This is a genomic window from Nitrospira sp., assembly GCA_016788885.1.
GTDB lineage: Bacteria > Nitrospirota > Nitrospiria > Nitrospirales > Nitrospiraceae > Nitrospira_A.
Genome location: JAEURX010000055.1, coordinates 1 through 17,954, shown reverse-complemented (window position 1 = coordinate 17,954; position 17,954 = coordinate 1). Strand labels below are relative to the sequence as shown.

17 protein-coding genes are annotated in these 17,954 nt (G+C 59.9%); 13 read left to right on the top strand and 4 right to left on the bottom strand.

Going from position 1 to position 17,954, the window contains the following annotated elements; translation table 11 throughout:
* Positions 1–225: 225 nt before the first annotated feature.
* From JNL86_15480 to JNL86_15465, 4 genes are all read left to right on the top strand, one after another.
* Complete coding sequence (locus JNL86_15480) at positions 226–4,986, top strand: hypothetical protein (GenBank protein MBL8044311.1); 4,761 nt, start codon at positions 226–228, stop codon at positions 4,984–4,986.
* Positions 4,987–5,491: 505 nt separating this feature from the next.
* On the top strand, positions 5,492–6,043 hold the full coding sequence (locus JNL86_15475; protein MBL8044310.1) for an RNA polymerase sigma factor: 552 nt from the start codon (positions 5,492–5,494) through the stop codon (positions 6,041–6,043).
* Positions 6,040–6,396: a hypothetical protein gene (locus tag JNL86_15470; protein MBL8044309.1), complete on the top strand. Its 357-nt coding sequence runs from the start codon at positions 6,040–6,042 to the stop codon at positions 6,394–6,396. The genes JNL86_15475 and JNL86_15470 overlap by 4 nt, the downstream gene beginning before the upstream one ends.
* Before the next feature lie 300 nt (positions 6,397–6,696).
* Positions 6,697–7,203, top strand: a complete 507-nt coding sequence (locus JNL86_15465) for a DUF3106 domain-containing protein (GenBank protein ID MBL8044308.1) — start codon at positions 6,697–6,699, stop codon at positions 7,201–7,203.
* 48 nt (positions 7,204–7,251) lie between these two features.
* On the opposite strand, the gene JNL86_15460 is transcribed toward JNL86_15465, so the two are convergent.
* The 3 genes from JNL86_15460 to JNL86_15450 are packed head-to-tail and all read right to left on the bottom strand — an operon-like array spanning position 7,252 to position 9,391.
* Positions 7,252–8,229 carry a diguanylate cyclase gene (locus JNL86_15460; GenBank protein ID MBL8044307.1) on the bottom strand — a complete coding sequence of 326 codons (978 nt, stop codon included), beginning with the start codon at positions 8,227–8,229 and terminating at the stop codon, positions 7,252–7,254.
* Entirely contained in the window at positions 8,226–9,059 is an 834-nt protein-coding gene (locus JNL86_15455) for an HDOD domain-containing protein (protein ID MBL8044306.1), read from the bottom strand. The genes JNL86_15460 and JNL86_15455 overlap by 4 nt, the downstream gene beginning before the upstream one ends.
* Positions 9,056–9,391 (bottom strand): hypothetical protein, encoded by a 336-nt coding sequence (locus JNL86_15450; GenBank protein ID MBL8044305.1) that lies wholly within the window; start codon positions 9,389–9,391, stop codon positions 9,056–9,058. The genes JNL86_15455 and JNL86_15450 overlap by 4 nt, the downstream gene beginning before the upstream one ends.
* A 208-nt stretch (positions 9,392–9,599) precedes the next feature.
* Between JNL86_15450 and JNL86_15445 the strand changes: the two genes are divergently transcribed.
* From JNL86_15445 to JNL86_15425, 5 genes are all read left to right on the top strand, one after another.
* Positions 9,600–10,283: a TIGR00266 family protein gene (locus JNL86_15445; GenBank protein MBL8044304.1), complete on the top strand. Its 684-nt coding sequence runs from the start codon at positions 9,600–9,602 to the stop codon at positions 10,281–10,283.
* Between the two features lie 164 nt (positions 10,284–10,447).
* Positions 10,448–11,581 carry a M48 family metallopeptidase gene (locus JNL86_15440; protein MBL8044303.1) on the top strand — a complete coding sequence of 378 codons (1,134 nt, stop codon included), beginning with the start codon at positions 10,448–10,450 and terminating at the stop codon, positions 11,579–11,581.
* 13 nt (positions 11,582–11,594) lie between these two features.
* A complete protein-coding gene (locus tag JNL86_15435) occupies positions 11,595–12,080 on the top strand; it encodes a metallophosphoesterase family protein (GenBank protein ID MBL8044302.1) in 486 nt (161 codons plus the stop codon).
* Between the two features lie 120 nt (positions 12,081–12,200).
* Positions 12,201–12,710 carry a DUF3015 domain-containing protein gene (locus tag JNL86_15430; protein MBL8044301.1) on the top strand — a complete coding sequence of 170 codons (510 nt, stop codon included), beginning with the start codon at positions 12,201–12,203 and terminating at the stop codon, positions 12,708–12,710.
* A 62-nt stretch (positions 12,711–12,772) separates the two neighbouring features.
* The gene (locus JNL86_15425) at positions 12,773–14,674 is read left to right on the top strand and encodes a DUF4105 domain-containing protein (protein MBL8044300.1); all 1,902 of its coding nucleotides are present in this window, start codon (positions 12,773–12,775) and stop codon (positions 14,672–14,674) included.
* A gap of 23 nt (positions 14,675–14,697) precedes the next feature.
* Here JNL86_15425 and JNL86_15420 read toward each other — a convergent pair whose 3' ends face one another.
* Positions 14,698–15,120, bottom strand: a complete 423-nt coding sequence (locus JNL86_15420; GenBank protein MBL8044299.1) for a PEGA domain-containing protein — start codon at positions 15,118–15,120, stop codon at positions 14,698–14,700.
* A gap of 323 nt (positions 15,121–15,443) precedes the next feature.
* Between JNL86_15420 and JNL86_15415 the strand changes: the two genes are divergently transcribed.
* From JNL86_15415 to JNL86_15400, 4 genes are all read left to right on the top strand, one after another.
* Positions 15,444–16,166, top strand: coding sequence for an outer membrane beta-barrel protein (locus JNL86_15415; protein ID MBL8044298.1), 723 nt, complete (start codon positions 15,444–15,446; stop codon positions 16,164–16,166).
* Positions 16,167–16,347: 181 nt separating this feature from the next.
* Complete coding sequence (locus JNL86_15410) at positions 16,348–16,674, top strand: TRL-like family protein (protein MBL8044297.1); 327 nt, start codon at positions 16,348–16,350, stop codon at positions 16,672–16,674.
* A gap of 104 nt (positions 16,675–16,778) precedes the next feature.
* Positions 16,779–17,411 (top strand): porin family protein, encoded by a 633-nt coding sequence (locus tag JNL86_15405; GenBank protein ID MBL8044296.1) that lies wholly within the window; start codon positions 16,779–16,781, stop codon positions 17,409–17,411.
* A 6-nt stretch (positions 17,412–17,417) separates the two neighbouring features.
* Positions 17,418–17,954 (top strand): alpha/beta fold hydrolase (locus tag JNL86_15400; protein MBL8044295.1); only part of this gene is annotated, 537 nt, incomplete at its 3' end.

The window sequence follows — 17,954 nt, the reverse complement described above, 5'->3', positions numbered from 1 at the left end:
GGATCCCCGGGTTGTCGGTTGGGGGGCCTGACCGGCAGTGCCGACCTCCGGTGCGCAATGGCTCAGAAGAGGACCATTTTTGTGGCCACGGCACTTCCTTGGCTTTTCCCCGAACTGTCCTCTGGTTGTTCATGCACGCATGCTCGCACGACTCTCAGGGGGACTGTGTGCCATCCACTTAGCCGTAGCGAGAACAAAACATCCGTAAGGTCATAGGGTTACCTCGTGCGATTCGATAAAAAACCGCCTCTTAAACCCGACAAAAAAGTCCCGCCAAAGACCCAGAAGAAGGGCAGCATCGGCTACAACAAAAAGTCGGCGCTGCTCGAGGACGCCATTACACAAATGAATGCCGGCAAGTATGGCCGGGCCTCGTCTGCGCTCAAAGATCTCCTTGCGCTCGATCCCCTCAATGCTGAAGCACGTCGGTTGTTTGCCACGCTTCATTTGCGGCTAGGCAGCCTCATGAGCGCGAGGACCGCGTTCGAATCGCTGACTCGGGAGGCCATGGAGCGTCAGGACTATTGGCTGGCAGAGTCGCTCTTGCGCGAGTACCTGACGGCGGGCCCGCGTTTCGTCCCGTTCTTGGAAATGCTGGGACATGTCTATGAGGAAAAAGGCGACGTCATGGCAGCGGTGGCCGAGTACGGCAAGGCAGTCGAGGTCTTGCTGGAAGATCCTGATGCCGAAAAGCCAAACTGGCCTAGTGAACTCTTTGCACGGATTCGTTCCCTCGCACCCGGTAGTCCGGTCGCATTTCGATTTGCGGCCATGTTTGACACCGTAACGGGGCAGGTGTTACAGCCCGCTCCCCAGGCTGCGGTTGCCGATGTCACAAGTGAACCACCTGCCGTTGCGGCGGTCTCGGAGTCACCCGCGGAGAGTCCCAGGCTCATGTCTTGGGAGCAGATGGACCCGGCACCGGTTGATCCGTCAGCTGCCCAGCTCACCTCTGCTTCGGCAGCAGACCCATCGACTCAAGCCGAGGAAGCAATCGTCCCTCCTACATCACCGGTTGAAGCGGCATCAGTGGTGGCTCCAGCGGAAGCGCCACCCGATCCAATGGCAGTCGTGCAGGTCGTGGTGCCGGACGCTCTGCCGGAGCCTCAGGTTTCCGCCGAACCTGTACCTCCGGCCGCAGCGGTCGAAGAACAGCCGACAGAACAGCGGCATCAGACCCGTTCGCCTTCGAAGGACGAGACTCCGGCCCCGATGGCGGAGATGGTGTTGCCGATGCCCTCCGTCGAGGCCGAACCTCAGCCTGCGATCGAACTCCAAACGGAAACCAGTGCGCACCCGATTGCTCAAACGCCAACTGCTCCGGCGGCCATGCCATGGGATCAAGTTGAAGAAGGGCCTGTTACCATCACTCCCACCTCGCCAAGCCTGGAATCGAGCGTGACGGAGGAGCCGGCGGCACTTCCTCCAGCGCATTCGAGTGCGTCGATTCCGGAACCGGTGGCAACGGTGGAGCCGGTGGTTCCGGCCATTGAGGTCCTGTCGCAGAGCGGGAGTCACCCGATCGTCGAGATTCCCAAGCCTCCGGCACCGATGCCTTGGGATCAGGTCGAGGAGGCGGCCATTCTGATTCCGCCTCCTGCCAAGCAGACTACACCGGCCGCGGAAGACCATGTGGCTGCGCCGGTGGAGGACGTAGGTGCATCCGTATCGACTGAGGCGGCGTCTCCCAGGCTCGAAGTGCTCCTGCAGACCAGTAGCCAGCCGATTGCCCAGGCTCCAACGAGTCCGCGTCCCATGCCATGGGATCACGTTCAGGAGGAGATCAGTTCTGTGCCTGCGGCTGCTGCACCCACATCTGACAGCTCCATTGTGCAAACCGCTCTGTCCAATGAAACAGCCGTGGTCTCGCCCATGCCCGATCCTTCCGCGACGGTGGAACCGGCTGCCCAACAGACTCGTTCTGAAGTCACGTCTTCCGGGCTGACGTGGGAAGAAATTCTCGCAGCGGTCGCGGCCATGCAAGTTCCCGCTGAGCCTGCATCGCCCCTGTCACAAGCGCCGGTCGAGCGAGCTCCAGAGCAGGCCCTGGTTGAGCCGGCTGCGTCCGTTGTCGAGGACTCCAGTGATGGCGTCGGTGCAGCCCCGCTGTCGGTCGATGTTCCGTCGGCAGCTCCCTCGGGCGATTCAGTCGTAGCGGCCTCCTCCTTGTCAGCACCCATGCCGTGGGAACAGATCGAAGCAGACCAGATCACGATTCCCAGTCCGGAACCGGAACCAGCAGTCGAATCTATGACTGTCGAGGTCATTGAGCTTGAGCAGGAAGCCACGCGACTCGTACCGATTGCATCGGACCAGTCCAAACCGGCGGCGACTGAGGAGACCCACGAACAGAAGAGTGCGGCTGCTCCTTCCCTGGATGCGAATGCCGATTCTGCGGCCGAACTCCAGATCCTGTCGCCGGACGCCCCGGTCACATCACAAGATGAAGTGACCCCGGTGCCCGTGGAGGCGCATCAGGCGATTGCTGAGCCGGTGCCGGATGTGTTGCCAGGGTCTGACCCGCCACTCACATCCACGGTGGAACAGCTTGCAGCGCCAGCCTTCCGTCTGGCTGAGAGCGTGACGGTCACGCCGATGGCCGCGGAGGTGTCGCATTCTGAGAGCGCCCAGCCGGTGACGGAATTCACACTTGCAGAGAGTCAACCGGTTTCGAGGGAGGCCTCGTTGCCAGAAGCTGTTCTGCCGGTGGAACAACCGGTGGAAGCGATGGCTGTGCAGGAGGTCGTCGAGCCGGCCCCGCTCGAGACCATTCCAGAGGCTGCTGTTGCGCCCGCTTCGCCTGAGTCCGTGGTCGAGCCGGCGGTTCCCCAGGAAGAAGAGACGGTGGTGCACGAGGCGGTTTCTGTCGAGCCGGACATTCCGGCGGCAGCAGAAGTCGCTCCGGTTCTTGTGCAGGAACCGACCCTCGAATCCGAATTCCACAGCGTGTGCGAGGCTCAGGCAAACGAATCCCTCGCCGAATTGCCGCAATGCGAGTGCGTGCCGGCTGAGCCGAGTCAAGAGTCGCCCGCGGTTGCAGAAATCCAAGAAGCGGCGGTGGCCCCCTTGGAGGAATCGGCCCCCATCTCTGTTGCGTCGGTGGATGTTCCGGAACCGGTTGCGCCCGCCGTGGTTGCAGAAGTGTCGGACGAGCCTGTTGTTGTCTCAGCGGAAGAGGGGCCAGTATCGGCGTCACCGATTCCCTCCGAGCCGGTTGCGGATGAGAACTTGAAGATTCTCTGGGAGGATGGGTCCTCCGCGCCGGCCCCCGCTCCCGCTGCGTCCGGCGGGAACATGCTGACCCGCTGGTTCAAAAAATCCATGGAGACGGGTGCCGTCGAAGCCGGTGCCGTTCCTGATGTCGCACCACCTGCTGCAGATTCGCTTGTTTCAGATGTTCCGGTGGTCTTGCAGGAAGAGGCGTCCGTCGCTCCGGTAGAGGAGCAGGAGATCGAACCGGTTGCCCCGGTCGCACCGGAGATCCCGGTGCTTGTGCAGGAGGTACCTCAACGTCCCGTCGTCAGTCGACCTGCCGGAAGACCCCTGTGGGCTCGTGCGGGAGAAGCGGTCGCGGCGCTTGTCGGCGCCGGAGTGTCCACGACGCGATCGCTGGTGGTCATGGGATTGGCCCTCGTTGGATTCGTCTTGTTCCTGATCGGAGGAACCGTTGCGGGGGTGGCGTTGACCTGGCTGGTCCTCGAGGAGCAGCCGAGTGCCGCCTATCGAAACATGACGTCCGTGCCGCAACAGATGCTGCAGGATTCCGCCAAGAACGGCTATGTCCTTCTCCTTGGTTTCGGTGCGCCCTCCACGCAGGATCCTGTGCAGGTCGGGATGGATCGACGCGTCGAGGGTGCCGATCAGACGTTCGCGCAGGTCTGTCTGACCGGTGAAGGCGCTTCGTCCAGCGGAGACCAGACCTCATCGGCCGAGGCGGTCGGCAAATGGATCAAGGCATCCGACCCGGCGTTGCAGATGTCTCAGAACGCCGGTGGAGTGAAGAGCTTCGTGTCCCAGAACGAGGTCGGATTGGGGCGGTACCGGCAGTGGTTGAGCAAGCCGTTTGAAGACGAGGGCTATGGGCAATCGATCAGCCCAAACTGCGGCTTGATCCTCCAGACGCATCGACTCTATGTGGCTGAAGGGTTTGCGCAGGATGTCGAAACAGGGTTTGCCCGGCTCGAAACCGATGTGACGGCCTGGCGAACGGTGTTGGGGCAGGCCAAGACCATGCCGATGAAACTGCTGGCCAGTGCCGCGATGAATGACGACATTGCGGTCATGGGCGGGTTGCTGCAACGGCCCGATCTCGATGAGCGGCAGATCGGTCGTTTGGCCAAACTCGCTCGGCCACTCGAGCCGGCTGAACTGTCGGTTCGCTGGCCGATGCAGAGTCAGTTCGTGTTAGCCACCAAAACGGTGGATGAGGCCATCAACCGTGACCGGGCTGAAACCCGCCCGTTCTACGGTGCGATCGCGGCGGCCTTGCCCCTACCCAAGCAGCGTCGGTTCAACGCGTATGCGCAATATTATGAAGATGCCGGAAAGGCAGCGGCGGAGGGCCGCTATGCAGATGTGCCGAAGCAGTCAACGTTTGTGCATGCGCCGCCGTACGGTGTGGGCGACCTCGTGCTGAATCCCATTGAGAGTCTGGTCGGCGTCGATCCCCTTCCCACGTGGGAAGCCTATGCCGGTCGAGTGCTGGAAACTGATGCGCGCCTGAGGCTGGCCTCATTGCAGGCGTGGTTACGCCGGACGCCGTCGGAGCAAGACCTGTTGACCAGGCTCGCCAAGGCCGGACAAGGATTGTATGATCCCTTCACCGGCCTACCGATGTTGGTCAATCTCAAGAAGGGGGTCCTGTACAGCGTCGGTCCTGATCTCAACGACAATGACGCGCACGAGCGCCTCGACCTCGTCGCCAAAATTCCCTCGGTCGCCTGGGCCGGCGGAAAGAAGGCGGCTGATCAGAGCGCCGCCAAGTAATCCTTTCGGCAACTCCTGCTCCGCGACCCCTCGCGGTGCTTCCTGTGGCCTGAGGCATCGCTCCCTCGTGGACGTCGGTTCTTCCCCTCCCGTTCGAATCACTCCGTGAGTCTGGTCAACCGTATGCCTGTGTCTGCGTTTCTCCTTAAGAGGGAGAGCGTGCCCTGCCTGTAATCGGGGCAGAGACAGGATGTCCCCCGACTAGATGAAGGAGTGAGCGGACGGTGATCTGTCTTCCGGTGCGATCTTCGGCGACTCTTGATTTCATGATGAGGCAAGCCAAGAATCGAAGCGGCGGCATTGTTTTCGCGGTCCAGGCTCACGACGTGCGGGAGCGTTGTGACGGCGGGCCTGAGCGACAGGAGGATGCCTGTAGCTCGGTGACCGACCTTGGGCCACCAAGAGCCGGCCACTCGACGCATGTGAGATGGGTGGGAGAATGATCGGGTGGTCGTCTCCCATGGCCGTCAATGGACAGCCAGGCGATCTCTGCCTGGGGGAGAGGGTGGGCTCTCTGGATCGAACCCAGGCATTGGACCGGTTCCTGGCGGGCATTGAGCGGCGCGCATTCCGTATGGCACATATTGCCACCGGCAATGAGGATGAGGCGTTGGATCTCGTCCAGGATGCCATGCTGAAACTGGCAGAGAAGTACGGCCAGCGGCCCGAAGAGGAATGGGGGCCGCTGTTTCATTGTATTCTGCAAAGCCGGATTCGCGATTGGTATCGGCGGGAACGGGTGCGGAATCGGTTGCGGGAGTTCTTCCGCGGTTCTCAGGACGAGGAAGAGAGCGAAGATCCCCTGGAACAGGTTCCCGACTCGACGGCTCCCGCGCCTGATGAAGAGATAAAGCAGAAGCGAGCTTGTGCTGAATTGGAGGTGGCTCTCCGTGCCCTTCCGCTCCGGCAGCAGCAGGCGTTTCTGTTGCGAATCTGGGAAGAATTAGACGTGGCGCAAACGGCTCGGGCCATGGGGTGTTCGGAAGGCAGTGTGAAAACCCATTTGTTTCGTGCCCTGCAGGTCTTGCGACAGCGATTAGGAGCACATTGGCCATGAACCGACGATCGGATGAACGGCTGGATCCGCTGACCCTCGCGGCGAAGCATCTTCTCGATCAAAGTGTCGAGGCGCTCGATCAGAAGACCGTGCTGTCAGTGCAACGTGCGCGGGTGAATGCCCTGAGCCAGGCTCGTGCGCATCGACCCTGGCTCCGATGGGCAAGTGCTCTGGCCTTGGCCTCGATCGCCGCGCTGGCAGTGACGATGTGGCTGTGGCAGGCGAATGGCACTCACCACTCGCATCTGTTGTTGGAAGACCTTGAGCTGATGCAATCTCCGGAAAATCTCGAATTATCCGAGGACCTCGAATTTTACGATTGGCTGGCCGATGGCACCGCCACCACCGGGTAGACCGGGACTGCTGCTCCTGTTCTGCCTGGCCGTTGGAGTTGCAGAAGCGGCGCCGACACCGACACCGGCGACAGAAGAGCCGGATGCCGAGTTGCTCGATTTTTTGGGGAGCTGGCAGGATGAGGATGGTCGCTGGGTCGATCCCTTTGCCCTCACCGGTGATCGGGCTTCGCAGGTTCCGGTGGAGTCAACGTCGGATCACCAGAGGGCGACAGCCGGTGTTCGAAAACCCGCGCGGGAGAACCCGTCAACGCCTGCCCAGGATCACCCGCACGATTCACTGAGGATACACACAGGTCCATGAGAGTGTTGTTGGTAGGAGTGCTGCTGGTCGTGATCGGGGTCATGCCTGCGTGGGCGCAGGGTGATCCGGCTGGGGTGCCGTGGAACCAGCTCAGTTCTGGCGAGCAGCAACTGTTGCAGCGGTTCAGCGACACCTGGGATCAGTTGCCGCCGCGGAAACAGCAACGGTTGCGGAATGGTGCCCGACAGTGGGGCACCATGACGCCGGAAGAGCGTCAGGAGGCGAAACAGCGCTTCAAGCAATGGCGTTCGCTGCCGCCGGAGCAACGACAGCAGATGCGCGAACGCTTTCAGCAGTTCCGTCAGCTTCCGCCTGAACAGCGAGAATCGGTGCGCGAGGCCAGGCGCTGGTTTCGGTCACTCCCCCCCGAACAACGGAAGGAGTTGCGGGAAAAGTTTCAGGGCATGTCCCCCGAAGAACGTCGTGCGTATCGACGGGAACTTCGCCGCCAGTACGGCGGGGCCGGCGGCGGTCAGCCTTCGGAGGAGAGCGCCTCGCGATAGTAGGCGGGCAGCGTTCTCGCATCCGCGGCCGGGACGTCCGTACAGCAATCACGCCGCGTGGCTGTCTGAGGCTGGGTCCCCGGCTTCGGTCTTCCGGTTATCCTTCACATAGACGCTGCCGGGCTGGCTCTTGGCAAGCTTCTTCAATTCCGAGGCAATTTTGCTGACATCGCCAGGATGGGAGATGGTGCGATGTTCATTGGTCACGACGGCGATCGACAGGCTCATGATCGGGAAGCGTTCGTGATTGCCGCGGCGGTCGACGGAGTCGATGAATCCTTTGGCGCGATCCTCCGGATCGTAGAAATCCGGGATCACTAAGTCGAAGCGTTTGATCAGGGTCTGACATATCGCTTCGATGGTGGCCGGTGCGCTCATAAACACAAAATCGTCTCCGCCCACATGACCGACGAATCCGTCCGTTCCAGCCAGTTCACTGACGACCGTGGTCAGGATCCGACAGGTGACGACCAGCACTTCGTCGCCACGGGCATACCCATAACGGTCGTTGAACGACTTGAAGTTGTCGAGATCAAGATAGGCCAATGCGAACGGGGCGCCGCTTTCAATCCGTGTCGTCGTTTCGTGGAGAATGGTGCTGTTGCCTGGCAGGCGAGTGAGGGGATTGGCATCCAGCGACCGTTCAAGACGGCTGAGGCACAGGCGCACGCGTTGCGGCACTTCATCGGGCCGATAGGGAACGGCAATATAGTCATCGATGCCGAGCGTGGCCCAGTCCAAATCGTTGATCCGGATATCCCGCACGAGAATGATTAACGGCAGCCGACCGAGGAAGGGATCCGCGCGCATCTCCCGCGCCAGCGTATCCGCCGATCGTCCATTCGTGCCTTCCGCCGCTAGCACCAGGCAGGGCGGATCATGCACAAGTTCATGCATGGCCAGCCGACCGGCTTCAGCCGTGATGACGCTGAAGCCAGACCGGTTGAGGCTCGTCGTCACCCGCGTGATTTCGACCGGGTCGTTGTGCAGCAACAGGATGCGTCGGTTGGCAGGAGACCCGCTCATAAGTAGTCGTCGATGGTTTGAAATTCTTCCGTGGCCTGGGCGAGACATCCGGCCAGGCTGTGCGAGTCCAAGCCGACCAGGTCCCAGGCCTGGCGTGAGAGCGGGGGGACGAGATCGTCGCCGGGGTTCCCGCAGGCGAGGCCCTTCACCAACACATCGGCCACATGGACGATGGCGGTTTGGAGTTTCGCGTCTTGCGCTGCCGAAGGTGTGTGATGATGGAGAATGGGCTCTCGCAGGCTGGCCGGGAGATGCCAGGCGGTGGCGAGCCAGCCTCCCACATCGGCATGGGTGACATCGAATAACGCCAGCTCGGTTTCCATCAGGAAGTGGGAGGTGTCTCGGGCCGCCGTGATCTGTTGGCCGACGTCCGTCCATTTCACGTACAGGACAACCTTCCCGATATCGTGCAGCAGTCCGCCGACAAAGGCTTCCTCAGGATTCTTCATGCCTGCTTGTGTGCCGAGAATGTGCGACGTGATCGCGACGCCCAATGAATGACGCCACAGCTCATTCATTCCGGCATTGCGCATCATGTCGAACGCCGTGGCGCACAGCGTCAGGCCCTTGACGACATTCAGCCCCAGCACCACCACCGCATGCGCGACGGATGCAATGCGTGAGGGGAATCCATAGAACGGCGAATTCGCCAGCCGCAACACTTTGGCCGACAGGACTTGGTCTTTCTCGATCAGGATGCCGATCTCCTCCGCCGAGACGTTCGGCCGGCCGATCATCGACGCCAGTTTCTGGACGACATGGGGCAGGGTCGGCAGCTCGCCCACCTGTTCGATGCGCCGGCGAAGATCGACTTTGGCTGAAGGATTCATGTGGTCGGCGGTGCCTCGGAATGATCGGCAACTCCGTGAGTTGCCCGGAGTTGCAGCCGGATCGCTTCACGGAGCTGGAGTTGCAGTGGATCGTCGATCACGCGTCGAAACCGATGGTCGAGTTCGGCTTCCAACTCAGCGAGGGTCTTCCCGCTGGCGTCGCCGGCTTCGCCTTCCACGTAGACGGAGGGCAGGCCCAGACGCTGGAGCCGGCCGAGGGTGGCTTCATCCAACTCCGCGCCGATGGGCAGCACGACCAGGCCTGTGCTGTTGGTGACGGGCTTGGCCAGGATCATGCCCGGCGTGAGTTCTTCGATCACGACGCGTTTCATGCGAGCGGTTTCTGCGGAGACGACGGTGTCGAGGCCCTAGTACGGTAGTGCCTTATCGGTTGATTCCGTGTGAATCTGAAGATGGGTCAACTCCTATAGCGGCACTCGTTGGAGGTGTGCCTTTACGCCGTTGGCTTGACAGGATGGGGGACATTCAACAGAATCATCCCGGTCATCAGGGGCTGTGGTTTCACGAAGGGAGCAATCGATGAAGTGTGAGATTCTGTATCCCGGGGCATTTCCGATGGTGCGGGTCCATTTGGACGCCAATGAGACGGTGAAAGCCGAATCCGGCGCGATGGTGGCCGCTTCGCCGACGGTGGACATCGAGAGCAAGATGGAGGGCGGGTTTCTGGGCGCGTTGTCCCGGAAAATGTTGAGTGGTGAAAAGTTTTTCTTTCAGACCCTTCGAGCCAGTCGCGGGGCGGGCGAAGTCTTGTTGGCGCCGACGGTACCCGGCGAAATTGTGCTGCTGGAATTGGACGGCGTCAATGAGTACATGGTGCAGAAAGACGGCTTTCTGGCCGGCGCGGACGGCGTGAAGATCGAAAGCAAGATGCAAAGCCTCACGCGCGGGTTGCTGGGCGGAGAAGGATTTTTCATTTTGAAGATCGGCGGCACCGGGCCGTTGGTCCTGAACAGTTTCGGAGCCATTCACAAGATCGACCTGAAACCGAACGAAGAATACATCGTGGACAATAGCCACCTGGTGGCCTGGACCTCCACGACCACCTACAACATCGAGAAGGCGTCGTCCGGCTGGATTGCCAGCCTGACATCGGGCGAGGGCCTGGTGTGCCGTTTCCGCGGGCCGGGCGTCGTCTACATTCAAAGCCGCAATCCCGGCAGTTTTGGCAATTGGATCAGACAGTTCATCCCGGTTTCGGAATAGCGGCTGTCCAACATGCTCGTGCACGTCGTTCTCGGCTCACGACACATCCGCAATGTACCGCTGCGGGTACGCCTCCGGTTTGCGTTCGCCTGCGGCCGCGTTGGCCGCCGTGTTGAACGCCCGCTTCACAGGCGATAGGTCTTCATGAGGAAAGTCCAAGCCCGATGAACTCTACGCCCAACGCTCTTTGTTTCGGTGACGGCTTGCCGGGGTCGGGCGTGCCTTGTGTGGCAGCGGTGTCGGCAGAGGGCTTGCGCGTCAGTCCTATAGGCGAATCGCCGCTCGTGGAGCAAGGTGTGGCCTTTGCAGAGATGTCGGTCGAAGCCGGAGGGTTGGATCATGACCAGCTGGTCGTGTCGTGGGGGACCGGCTCATTGGCCCGGACACTCTATGTGAAAGATCCCGCCTTGATTGTTGCCTTCCGTCGCGCGGCGCCGCCGGAATTAACCGCCCATCTCGATCGGGCGGCCCAACAGGTCCGTCGCGCACGGCACAGTCATCGTGTCTTGTGGGGGACTGTCGTCGGAGTCTTGATTGGCCTGGGACTGTTGTTCTGGTTCGGGTCTGATCTGATCGTGGAATGGGCGGTCGCCAGAATTCCCATCGAATGGGAACAGAAATTAGGCGAATCGGTGTACCAGGATTTTTTGTCCAAAGAGACGGTGCTGAAGGAAGGTCCGGCCGTCAGCGCCGTGCAGGAGATGACGCAGCGGTTAACGGACAACATTCACGATAACCCATACAAGTTTCAGGTGTCGGTGGTGCAGAGTCCCGTGGTGAATGCCTTTGCGTTGCCCGGAGGCTATGTCGTGGTGTTTACCGGTTTGCTGAAGAAGGTAGAAAGCGGCGAAGAAGTGGCCGGAGTGTTGAGCCATGAACTGAACCACGTGTTGCAGCGGCATGGTATGGAGCGCATAGTCAAAATGCTGGGGCTGGCGGCTGCCGTAGGGATTCTGCTGGGGGATCAACAAGGCCTGACCGGCTTGGCGAAGCAGGTGGGCATGGAGCTTGTGACGCTGAAGTTCGGGCGCGCCCAGGAGACGGAGGCGGACGTCACCGGCATTCGACTTCTATCTGACGCACGCATTGCCCCGGATGGCATGATCCGGTTTTTTGAACGGCTCTCGGAGAAAGACAAGGCTCGCGTCGAAATATTTTCAACCCATCCCATGAGTGCGGGGCGTGTGGAGCGATTGAAGGCGGAGTTGGCGGCGTTACCCAAGCGCATGCCTGAACCGTTCACCTTCGAGTGGAAGACCATTCAGGATTCACTGGGAGCGTCCGAGCCGAAGACGTAACGCGAGGTGTGGCATGCGCATCGGGGTCATCTCGGATACGCACGGGTTGTTCGATCCCTCCATCACTCGTCACTTCGCGGGGGTCGAGCAGATTCTGCATGCCGGCGATATCGGCCCGGGTGATGTGCTCGTTCGACTCGAACGAATCGCACCGGTGATTGCCGTGTCCGGCAACGTGGATGGATTCGACGCCAGCGGGATTCCGATGGAGCAGACCGTTGACCTGGCGGGCCACCGCATCGCAATCTACCATCGCTTGTACGAAGGTGGCCGGTTGACGCGGGAGGGGATGGCTATGCTCGCGCGTGTCCGTCCATCGCTGTGTGTGTATGGGCATACGCATCAACCGAAGGCCGAATGGCGAGACGGAGTCTTGTTATTCAATCCGGGTTCCGCCGGGCCCAAACGGTTTCATTTGCCGCGCGCGGTGGGATTGCTGTTGTTCCAAAATGGATCGATCGAAACGCAGCACATCATGTTGGGCGATCGAGCGGAGTAGTCGCGCCGATCGGGGGATTTTTTACTCTACATGCTGCGGAGGCTTGGCTATAATGCGCGAGGTCTCTTGTTCGACGATCGATCGGGTGGAGTCATTCACTTGTTAAGAGGAGGAGGACGTATGCTGAGACAAGTCATCGTTGCGTTGGGCATGGTCGCTGTTGCGTCACAGGCCGGTTTGGCCATGGCGGCCAATCCGGATACCGGACCCGGTTGCGGTCTAGGGAAGCTCGCCTGGGCGGACTATAAGAATCAAAAGAACATTGCGCCACAGGTGATGATGGCCACGACGAACGGCACGTTTGGCAGCGGGACGTTCGGGATCAGCTCCGGAACGTCAGGCTGTACGAATGATGGTCAGGTCATGGCGGATCAGAAGACGACGATGTTCGCGCTGTTGAACTTCGAGAACCTGACGCAGGAAATGGCGCAAGGGAAGGGCGAGCATTTGGCCTCCTTGGCGACCCTGATGGGTGTGCCCAACGAGCAGCATGCGGCCTTCTTCGCCTTGACCCAGGAACGCTATACGGCACTGGTGCAGGAGGGTGAAACCTCGTCGGTGGCTTTGGTGAAGACGCTGAATGACGCGATCTCCAAGAGCCCCGTTCTCGCCCAAGCCGTCAGCCGCTAATTCATACCATGCCAGGGCTCCGGTCGATAACCGGGGCCCTGCGCTGTTTTCTGTCTCCAATCGTGCATATTCTGTTGATCCTCCTGACCGGTCTTTTCCTGGCGACCTCTCTCGAGGCGCAAGAAGCGCCGGTTCCGTACCTATCACAGCTCCTTCAACGGGCCCATGAGGCGCAGTTGGCCAACGAGAGCGAATGGCATCTCCTGCTCCACTACCGTGCTGATCTGTTCGGCGGGTATACGAGCGAGCAGGACGATCCCGGGTTTTTTCTTTCCCCCGACGGCAAGACCGATCCTCAAGCTGAACTCGACGCGACGCTGACTCAATTTTTCTCGCCCGACCTGGTGGGGCGGTCCAAACAACCGGCTCAATGTGCTTTTGTGGCGCGGTATACATGGCTGAAGGCGCAACTCGCATTCGATGAGGCACAATTGAAGCCGTTGAGGTGCGAGCGATTCGACGCCTGGTTTGCCGGGTTCGAGGCCCAGGCAGTCACCCTTATTTTCCCCTCGGCCTTCATGAATAACCCTGCGTCGATGTTCGGCCATACGTTTCTCCGGATCGATCAGCGGGGGCAGACTCCAAACACCCGCATCCTGGCCTACACCATCAACTTCGCCGCGGATGTTCCCAAAGATGAGGGCCTGGCCTATCCGATTCGCGGGATTTTTGGGGGGTATAGCGGGTATTTTTCCACCATTCCCTACTACCTCAAAGTGCAGGAGTATCGGGACATTGAAAATCGCGATATCTGGGAGTACCGCCTGAGCTTTGGCGAGCCGCAAATACGGCGGTTGCTCATGCATGCGTGGGAACTCGGGAATGCGTCATTCGACTATTTTTTCTTCAAGGAAAATTGCTCCTACCACCTGTTGTCGCTGCTGGAATATGCCGATCCTTCGCTGCACCTGACCGACCGGTTCCGCTTTTGGACCATTCCTGCAGACACCGTTCGTCTGCTGGCGGATCAACCGGGACTGGTGACGGATATCGCCTTTCGCCCATCACGTGTGACCCTCATTCGTCGCAAACGAGAGCATCTCACGGCATCGGAGCACGGATTGGTCAAGCGATTAGTGCGCGATGCGGCGGTTGTACAATCGGATGAGCTGCGAAGCTTGCCCCTGTCGCGCCAGGCGTTCGTACTGGATGTGGCGTCGGACTATGTGCGGTACACGGGTGAACACGATGAATCGAAGGCGCCAGCGGCCCGCGACCATAACCGGCAGCTCCTGACTGCGCGCAGCCTCTTGCGGATTCCATCCGAAGATCTCGCGATTCTGCCGTTTGCGACGCAACCGGAGTCGGGGCACAAGACCTCCCGCGCGAGTCTCGGGGGAGGCTGGCGCAATAACGATACGTTTGAAGAGTTCAGCGTGCGGACCGCATACCACGATTTGCTCGATCCCGAGCCGGGGTACACGCCCGATGCTCAGATCGAGGTCGGTTCAATCAGCCTGCGTCACTACAACCGTGCCGATCAGACCAGGATCGAGCGGGCGACTCTACTCAATGTGGTGTCCCTGTCGCCCATCGATAGCCTGTTTCGTGCGCCGTCGTGGAAATTGAATCTCGGGATGCAGACTATCAGGCACGGCGAGTGCCAGTTGTGCAGCAACTGGAATGTGAATGGCGGGATCGGCGCGTCGGCCGAAACGCATTTGTTGCGGCGTGAAGTGTTTTTTGCGTTTGCGGAAGTCGAAGGGAATTACAGCCGGGCCTATGAGGAACGCCATCGTGTGGGTGGTGGTGCATCGGCGGGATTGTATGCCGATCTGACCGAGCGCTGGCGGCTGTTGGCGTCAGCCACCTATCTGCGGTATGCGTTAGGCGATCGATCCGATGACATGCGATGGTCGGTGGGCCAACGGTATACTCTCGCACAGAACTGGGCTCTTCGGCTGGAGTATAACCATCGCGATCACGACAACGACGTGCTCTTCACCGTGCAGGCGTTTTTTTAAGACGCCTGTACGGTTGCGTGTGCTCAAGGAATGGGAGGAGATTGCGTGACGCTAGACAGGGAGGGTGTTGGGGAACTGCCACCCCCCTCGACGGGCTTCAAAGTGACAGCGACCTTGTCCGGTTCGATCGTGTACCCGCCGCCGCTCATCACATCCACCAGAATACCAACCAAGCCGCCAAAGATAACGTTACCTGCGACCCACCAAGAAATATGACTCTCGACCCGTGATTGACTCTCCTCAAATCCTTCCTTCGTCAGGACCACGGCATGATCTTTCTTGCGTTCTACTTTAGTGGCCAAGGGAGTCACACCCCGCTCGGTCCCGTCAATGAGCACCGTTGCGCCTGACGGTTCCGACGACACGTTGAGCTCTTCGCTGCTACCAAGATGAACGATGGTGGCGCAGCCGGAAGTGATCATTCCCACTATCGCCAACGCTGCCATTGTCTGCCATCCCCTCGCCATCATTTCCTCCTCGTCGTCCTCTGCGTAACCCTATGGCACGCGGGTGGTCGGATACCACGATTTGAGAAGCTCGCGAGAGGTGTTTATGGGGCTACAGCAGGGTGACGCACAATTCCTCGGAAGCAAGTTAGGCCATTCCTGAAGGAGGAGAAGGACACAGATCTGTAGTGTAGCAGGCGTTGGCCGAGTATGGCAGGTAAGAGCCCTCGGTGCGGAGTCCCGGTGTCGTGAGTGTGCACATACACGCCCTGACGTGAACTGCCGAGGACGCACAGGAAGTCATCTGTAATAAGGAGGGCAGAATGCGGGTGTTGCGAGTTCTCTTTTGTGTTGGGCTTGCGATCGCCGGTGATATGGGAGGGGTGTCGAACGTGCAGGCCCAGGACGTGTCGGCTCAGGAATCCGAGGTAAAGAGTGCCAGGAAGACCGAAGCCTATTTTGCTCCCTACCTGCTCGGCACCTTTCCGATCGATAACAATCTGTCGATTGGAGGCAACGGGGGTGCGAATGAGACGTTTCGAGGAACCAATATACGAGGTTCAGGGGGTGCCGGTCTTAAAGCCGGTGTCTATCCGGGAGCCATGGGCGGCGTACTGGGATTGGAAGGCGAATTTTTCGGGCATGGTGGAAAGCTCAAGACTCCCGGAGGAACATTTCCTCACGCGGATGCCGATTTGTTGGTGCTGAATTGGATGGTTAACGTCATGGCCCGCTATCCCGGTGAAGTTTTACAGCCCTACGTGGGCGCGGGTGCTGGTGCTTCGTTGGCTAACCTTCGGGATATCACCCTTCAGACGAGCTCGGGGACAATGACGGGAAAAGCCGGCGATGTGGCCTTTGCGTATCAGTTTCTCGCGGGCATGCGCACCTATGTGAATAAGAATGTGTATCTGTTCGGTGAGTACAAATACTTCGGATCTACATATGATTGGAAGAGCGAGAGTTCCTCGGGCGTGTCGGGCCCAACCACATCACTTACCTTTCGAACCCACATTGTGGCGCTTGGGCTTGGCCTCACCTTTTAAGACCATCAAGCACGAGGTTGCCGTCACGGGCCGTATGGACCTAGGGTTTGTACGGCTTGGCAGTATCTGGCCGCGCCTGGCGGGCTTTGCGATTGACAAGCCTGGGCAGGTTACCTATACTCCCGCCACGTAGAGCCCCAACTTGGTGGGCGCCATCAACTAACCTCGAGAGGGAGGACTTATGAAGAAGGTGACCGTCTTGTTTTCTCTGAGCCTGATCAGCGCAGCGTATCTCAGCCTCACGGGCTGTCAGATCGTGGCGTCTCCGATGGCGGGTGGAATCTACAACGAAACGAAGTACGGCGATGTGGCCACGACCCACAACAGCGCCACGAAGGAAGGTAAGGCCTGCGGTACCTCGATTCTGGGCTGGGTAGCAACGGGTGATGCCAGCGTCTCGGCAGCGAAAGCGGCCGGCGGGATCACCACGGTGGCGTCGGTTGATCACTCGGCGAAGAACATTCTCGTCATCCTTGGCGAATGGTGCACGATCGTTAAGGGCAGCTGATCCGGTTAGTTATCCCTCTGAGAAAGGGTCTTCGGGAGAGTATCCCGAAGACCCTTTTTTCTTTCTTCGTTCAGTGGCCTCCTACATGGTACGGTACGACGTGTATGTGGCTTCCCATCTTCCTGTGTTTTCTCTTAGGTTCCCTCTGGCATCCGCTCGCAGCCGGCAGCGCGGAATTCGGCGAAATCGATCTGGGCGGGTATTTGCTGGGGAGTTGGCCGAGGGACCAGACCCTCTTCAACCAGGGCGATACGGTGCCGGCTTCAGTTCAGCATGGCTTCGGCGCGGGGTTGAAAATCGGCCTTTTCCCACATGCCACGCGCCGGATGCTCGGTATCGAGATTGATTCCTACGGGCATGGCGGCGCACTTTCCTTCCCGAATACGGCGAACGGACACAACAATGGGACCGGGCGCTCAAGCTTGCTGGTGCTGAATACCATGGTCAACCTGGTGCTCCGGTATCCGGGGGAGGTTGTGACGCCCTACATCGGGATCGGTGGCGGCTGGTCGCATGGGACGTTGCTCAATCCCAATATCATCGGGCGGGCCGATAAGGATTTCGAGTCCGCGCGCGCATTCGGGCATCAGTATCTGGCGGGGGCTCAGGTCATGGTCAGCCCGAAGGTCTATGTCTTCGGAGAGTATCGCTACTTCTCTGCCAACTACCATTGGGACGGCCTCGCGGTAGATTTTCGCGTTCATTATGGAGTGGTCGGGGTTGGGCTGCGGTTCTAAGCTGCCATGAGTCTGCTCGATCAATTCTTTGTCTATCATCCGGAGCCGTGGAAAGAGGGCGATTGGTCCGCGACCGGCGGCGTGCCGTTGGAGGATGTCTGGTTTCAGGCTGCCGATGGGACGAAACTGTTCGGTTGGTATGCGGAGCAGTCTGCTGCGTCTCCGGTCCTGCTGTGGTGTCACGGCAATGCCGGCAATATGGTCCATCGGTTGGACAATCTCCGTGCCCTATATCGGTTGGGGCTCTCGGTGTTTCTCTTCGATTATCGAGGATATGGGAGGAGCCAGGGGCGGCCGTCGGAAAACGGGCTGTATCAGGATGCGATCGGGGCCTATGACTATCTCACGCGCGTTTGTCGAATCAGGCCGGAACGTCTGGTGATTTTCGGTCGCTCGCTGGGAGGCGCGGTGGCCGGGGAACTGGCGACGCAGCGGCCTGCCATGGGGCTGTTGCTGGAGTCCTGCTTCCCTTCGATCGAGGCCGTGGCCCGCCATCATTATATGGGTTTGCCGCTGCACTGGCTGCTGGGAGCCTCGTTTCGA

Coding starts and splice junctions, on each gene's coding strand:
- JNL86_15470 (MBL8044309.1), top strand. CDS start 6,040: ATGAACCGACGATCGGATGAACGGCTGGATCCGCTGACCCTCGCGGCG.
- JNL86_15465 (MBL8044308.1), top strand. CDS start 6,697: ATGAGAGTGTTGTTGGTAGGAGTGCTGCTGGTCGTGATCGGGGTCATG.
- JNL86_15460 (MBL8044307.1), bottom strand. CDS start 8,229: ATGAGCGGGTCTCCTGCCAACCGACGCATCCTGTTGCTGCACAACGAC.
- JNL86_15455 (MBL8044306.1), bottom strand. CDS start 9,059: ATGAATCCTTCAGCCAAAGTCGATCTTCGCCGGCGCATCGAACAGGTG.
- JNL86_15450 (MBL8044305.1), bottom strand. CDS start 9,391: ATGAAACGCGTCGTGATCGAAGAACTCACGCCGGGCATGATCCTGGCC.
- JNL86_15445 (MBL8044304.1), top strand. CDS start 9,600: ATGAAGTGTGAGATTCTGTATCCCGGGGCATTTCCGATGGTGCGGGTC.
- JNL86_15440 (MBL8044303.1), top strand. CDS start 10,448: ATGAACTCTACGCCCAACGCTCTTTGTTTCGGTGACGGCTTGCCGGGG.
- JNL86_15435 (MBL8044302.1), top strand. CDS start 11,595: ATGCGCATCGGGGTCATCTCGGATACGCACGGGTTGTTCGATCCCTCC.
- JNL86_15430 (MBL8044301.1), top strand. CDS start 12,201: ATGCTGAGACAAGTCATCGTTGCGTTGGGCATGGTCGCTGTTGCGTCA.
- JNL86_15420 (MBL8044299.1), bottom strand. CDS start 15,120: ATGGCAGCGTTGGCGATAGTGGGAATGATCACTTCCGGCTGCGCCACC.
- JNL86_15415 (MBL8044298.1), top strand. CDS start 15,444: ATGCGGGTGTTGCGAGTTCTCTTTTGTGTTGGGCTTGCGATCGCCGGT.
- JNL86_15410 (MBL8044297.1), top strand. CDS start 16,348: ATGAAGAAGGTGACCGTCTTGTTTTCTCTGAGCCTGATCAGCGCAGCG.
- JNL86_15405 (MBL8044296.1), top strand. CDS start 16,779: ATGTGGCTTCCCATCTTCCTGTGTTTTCTCTTAGGTTCCCTCTGGCAT.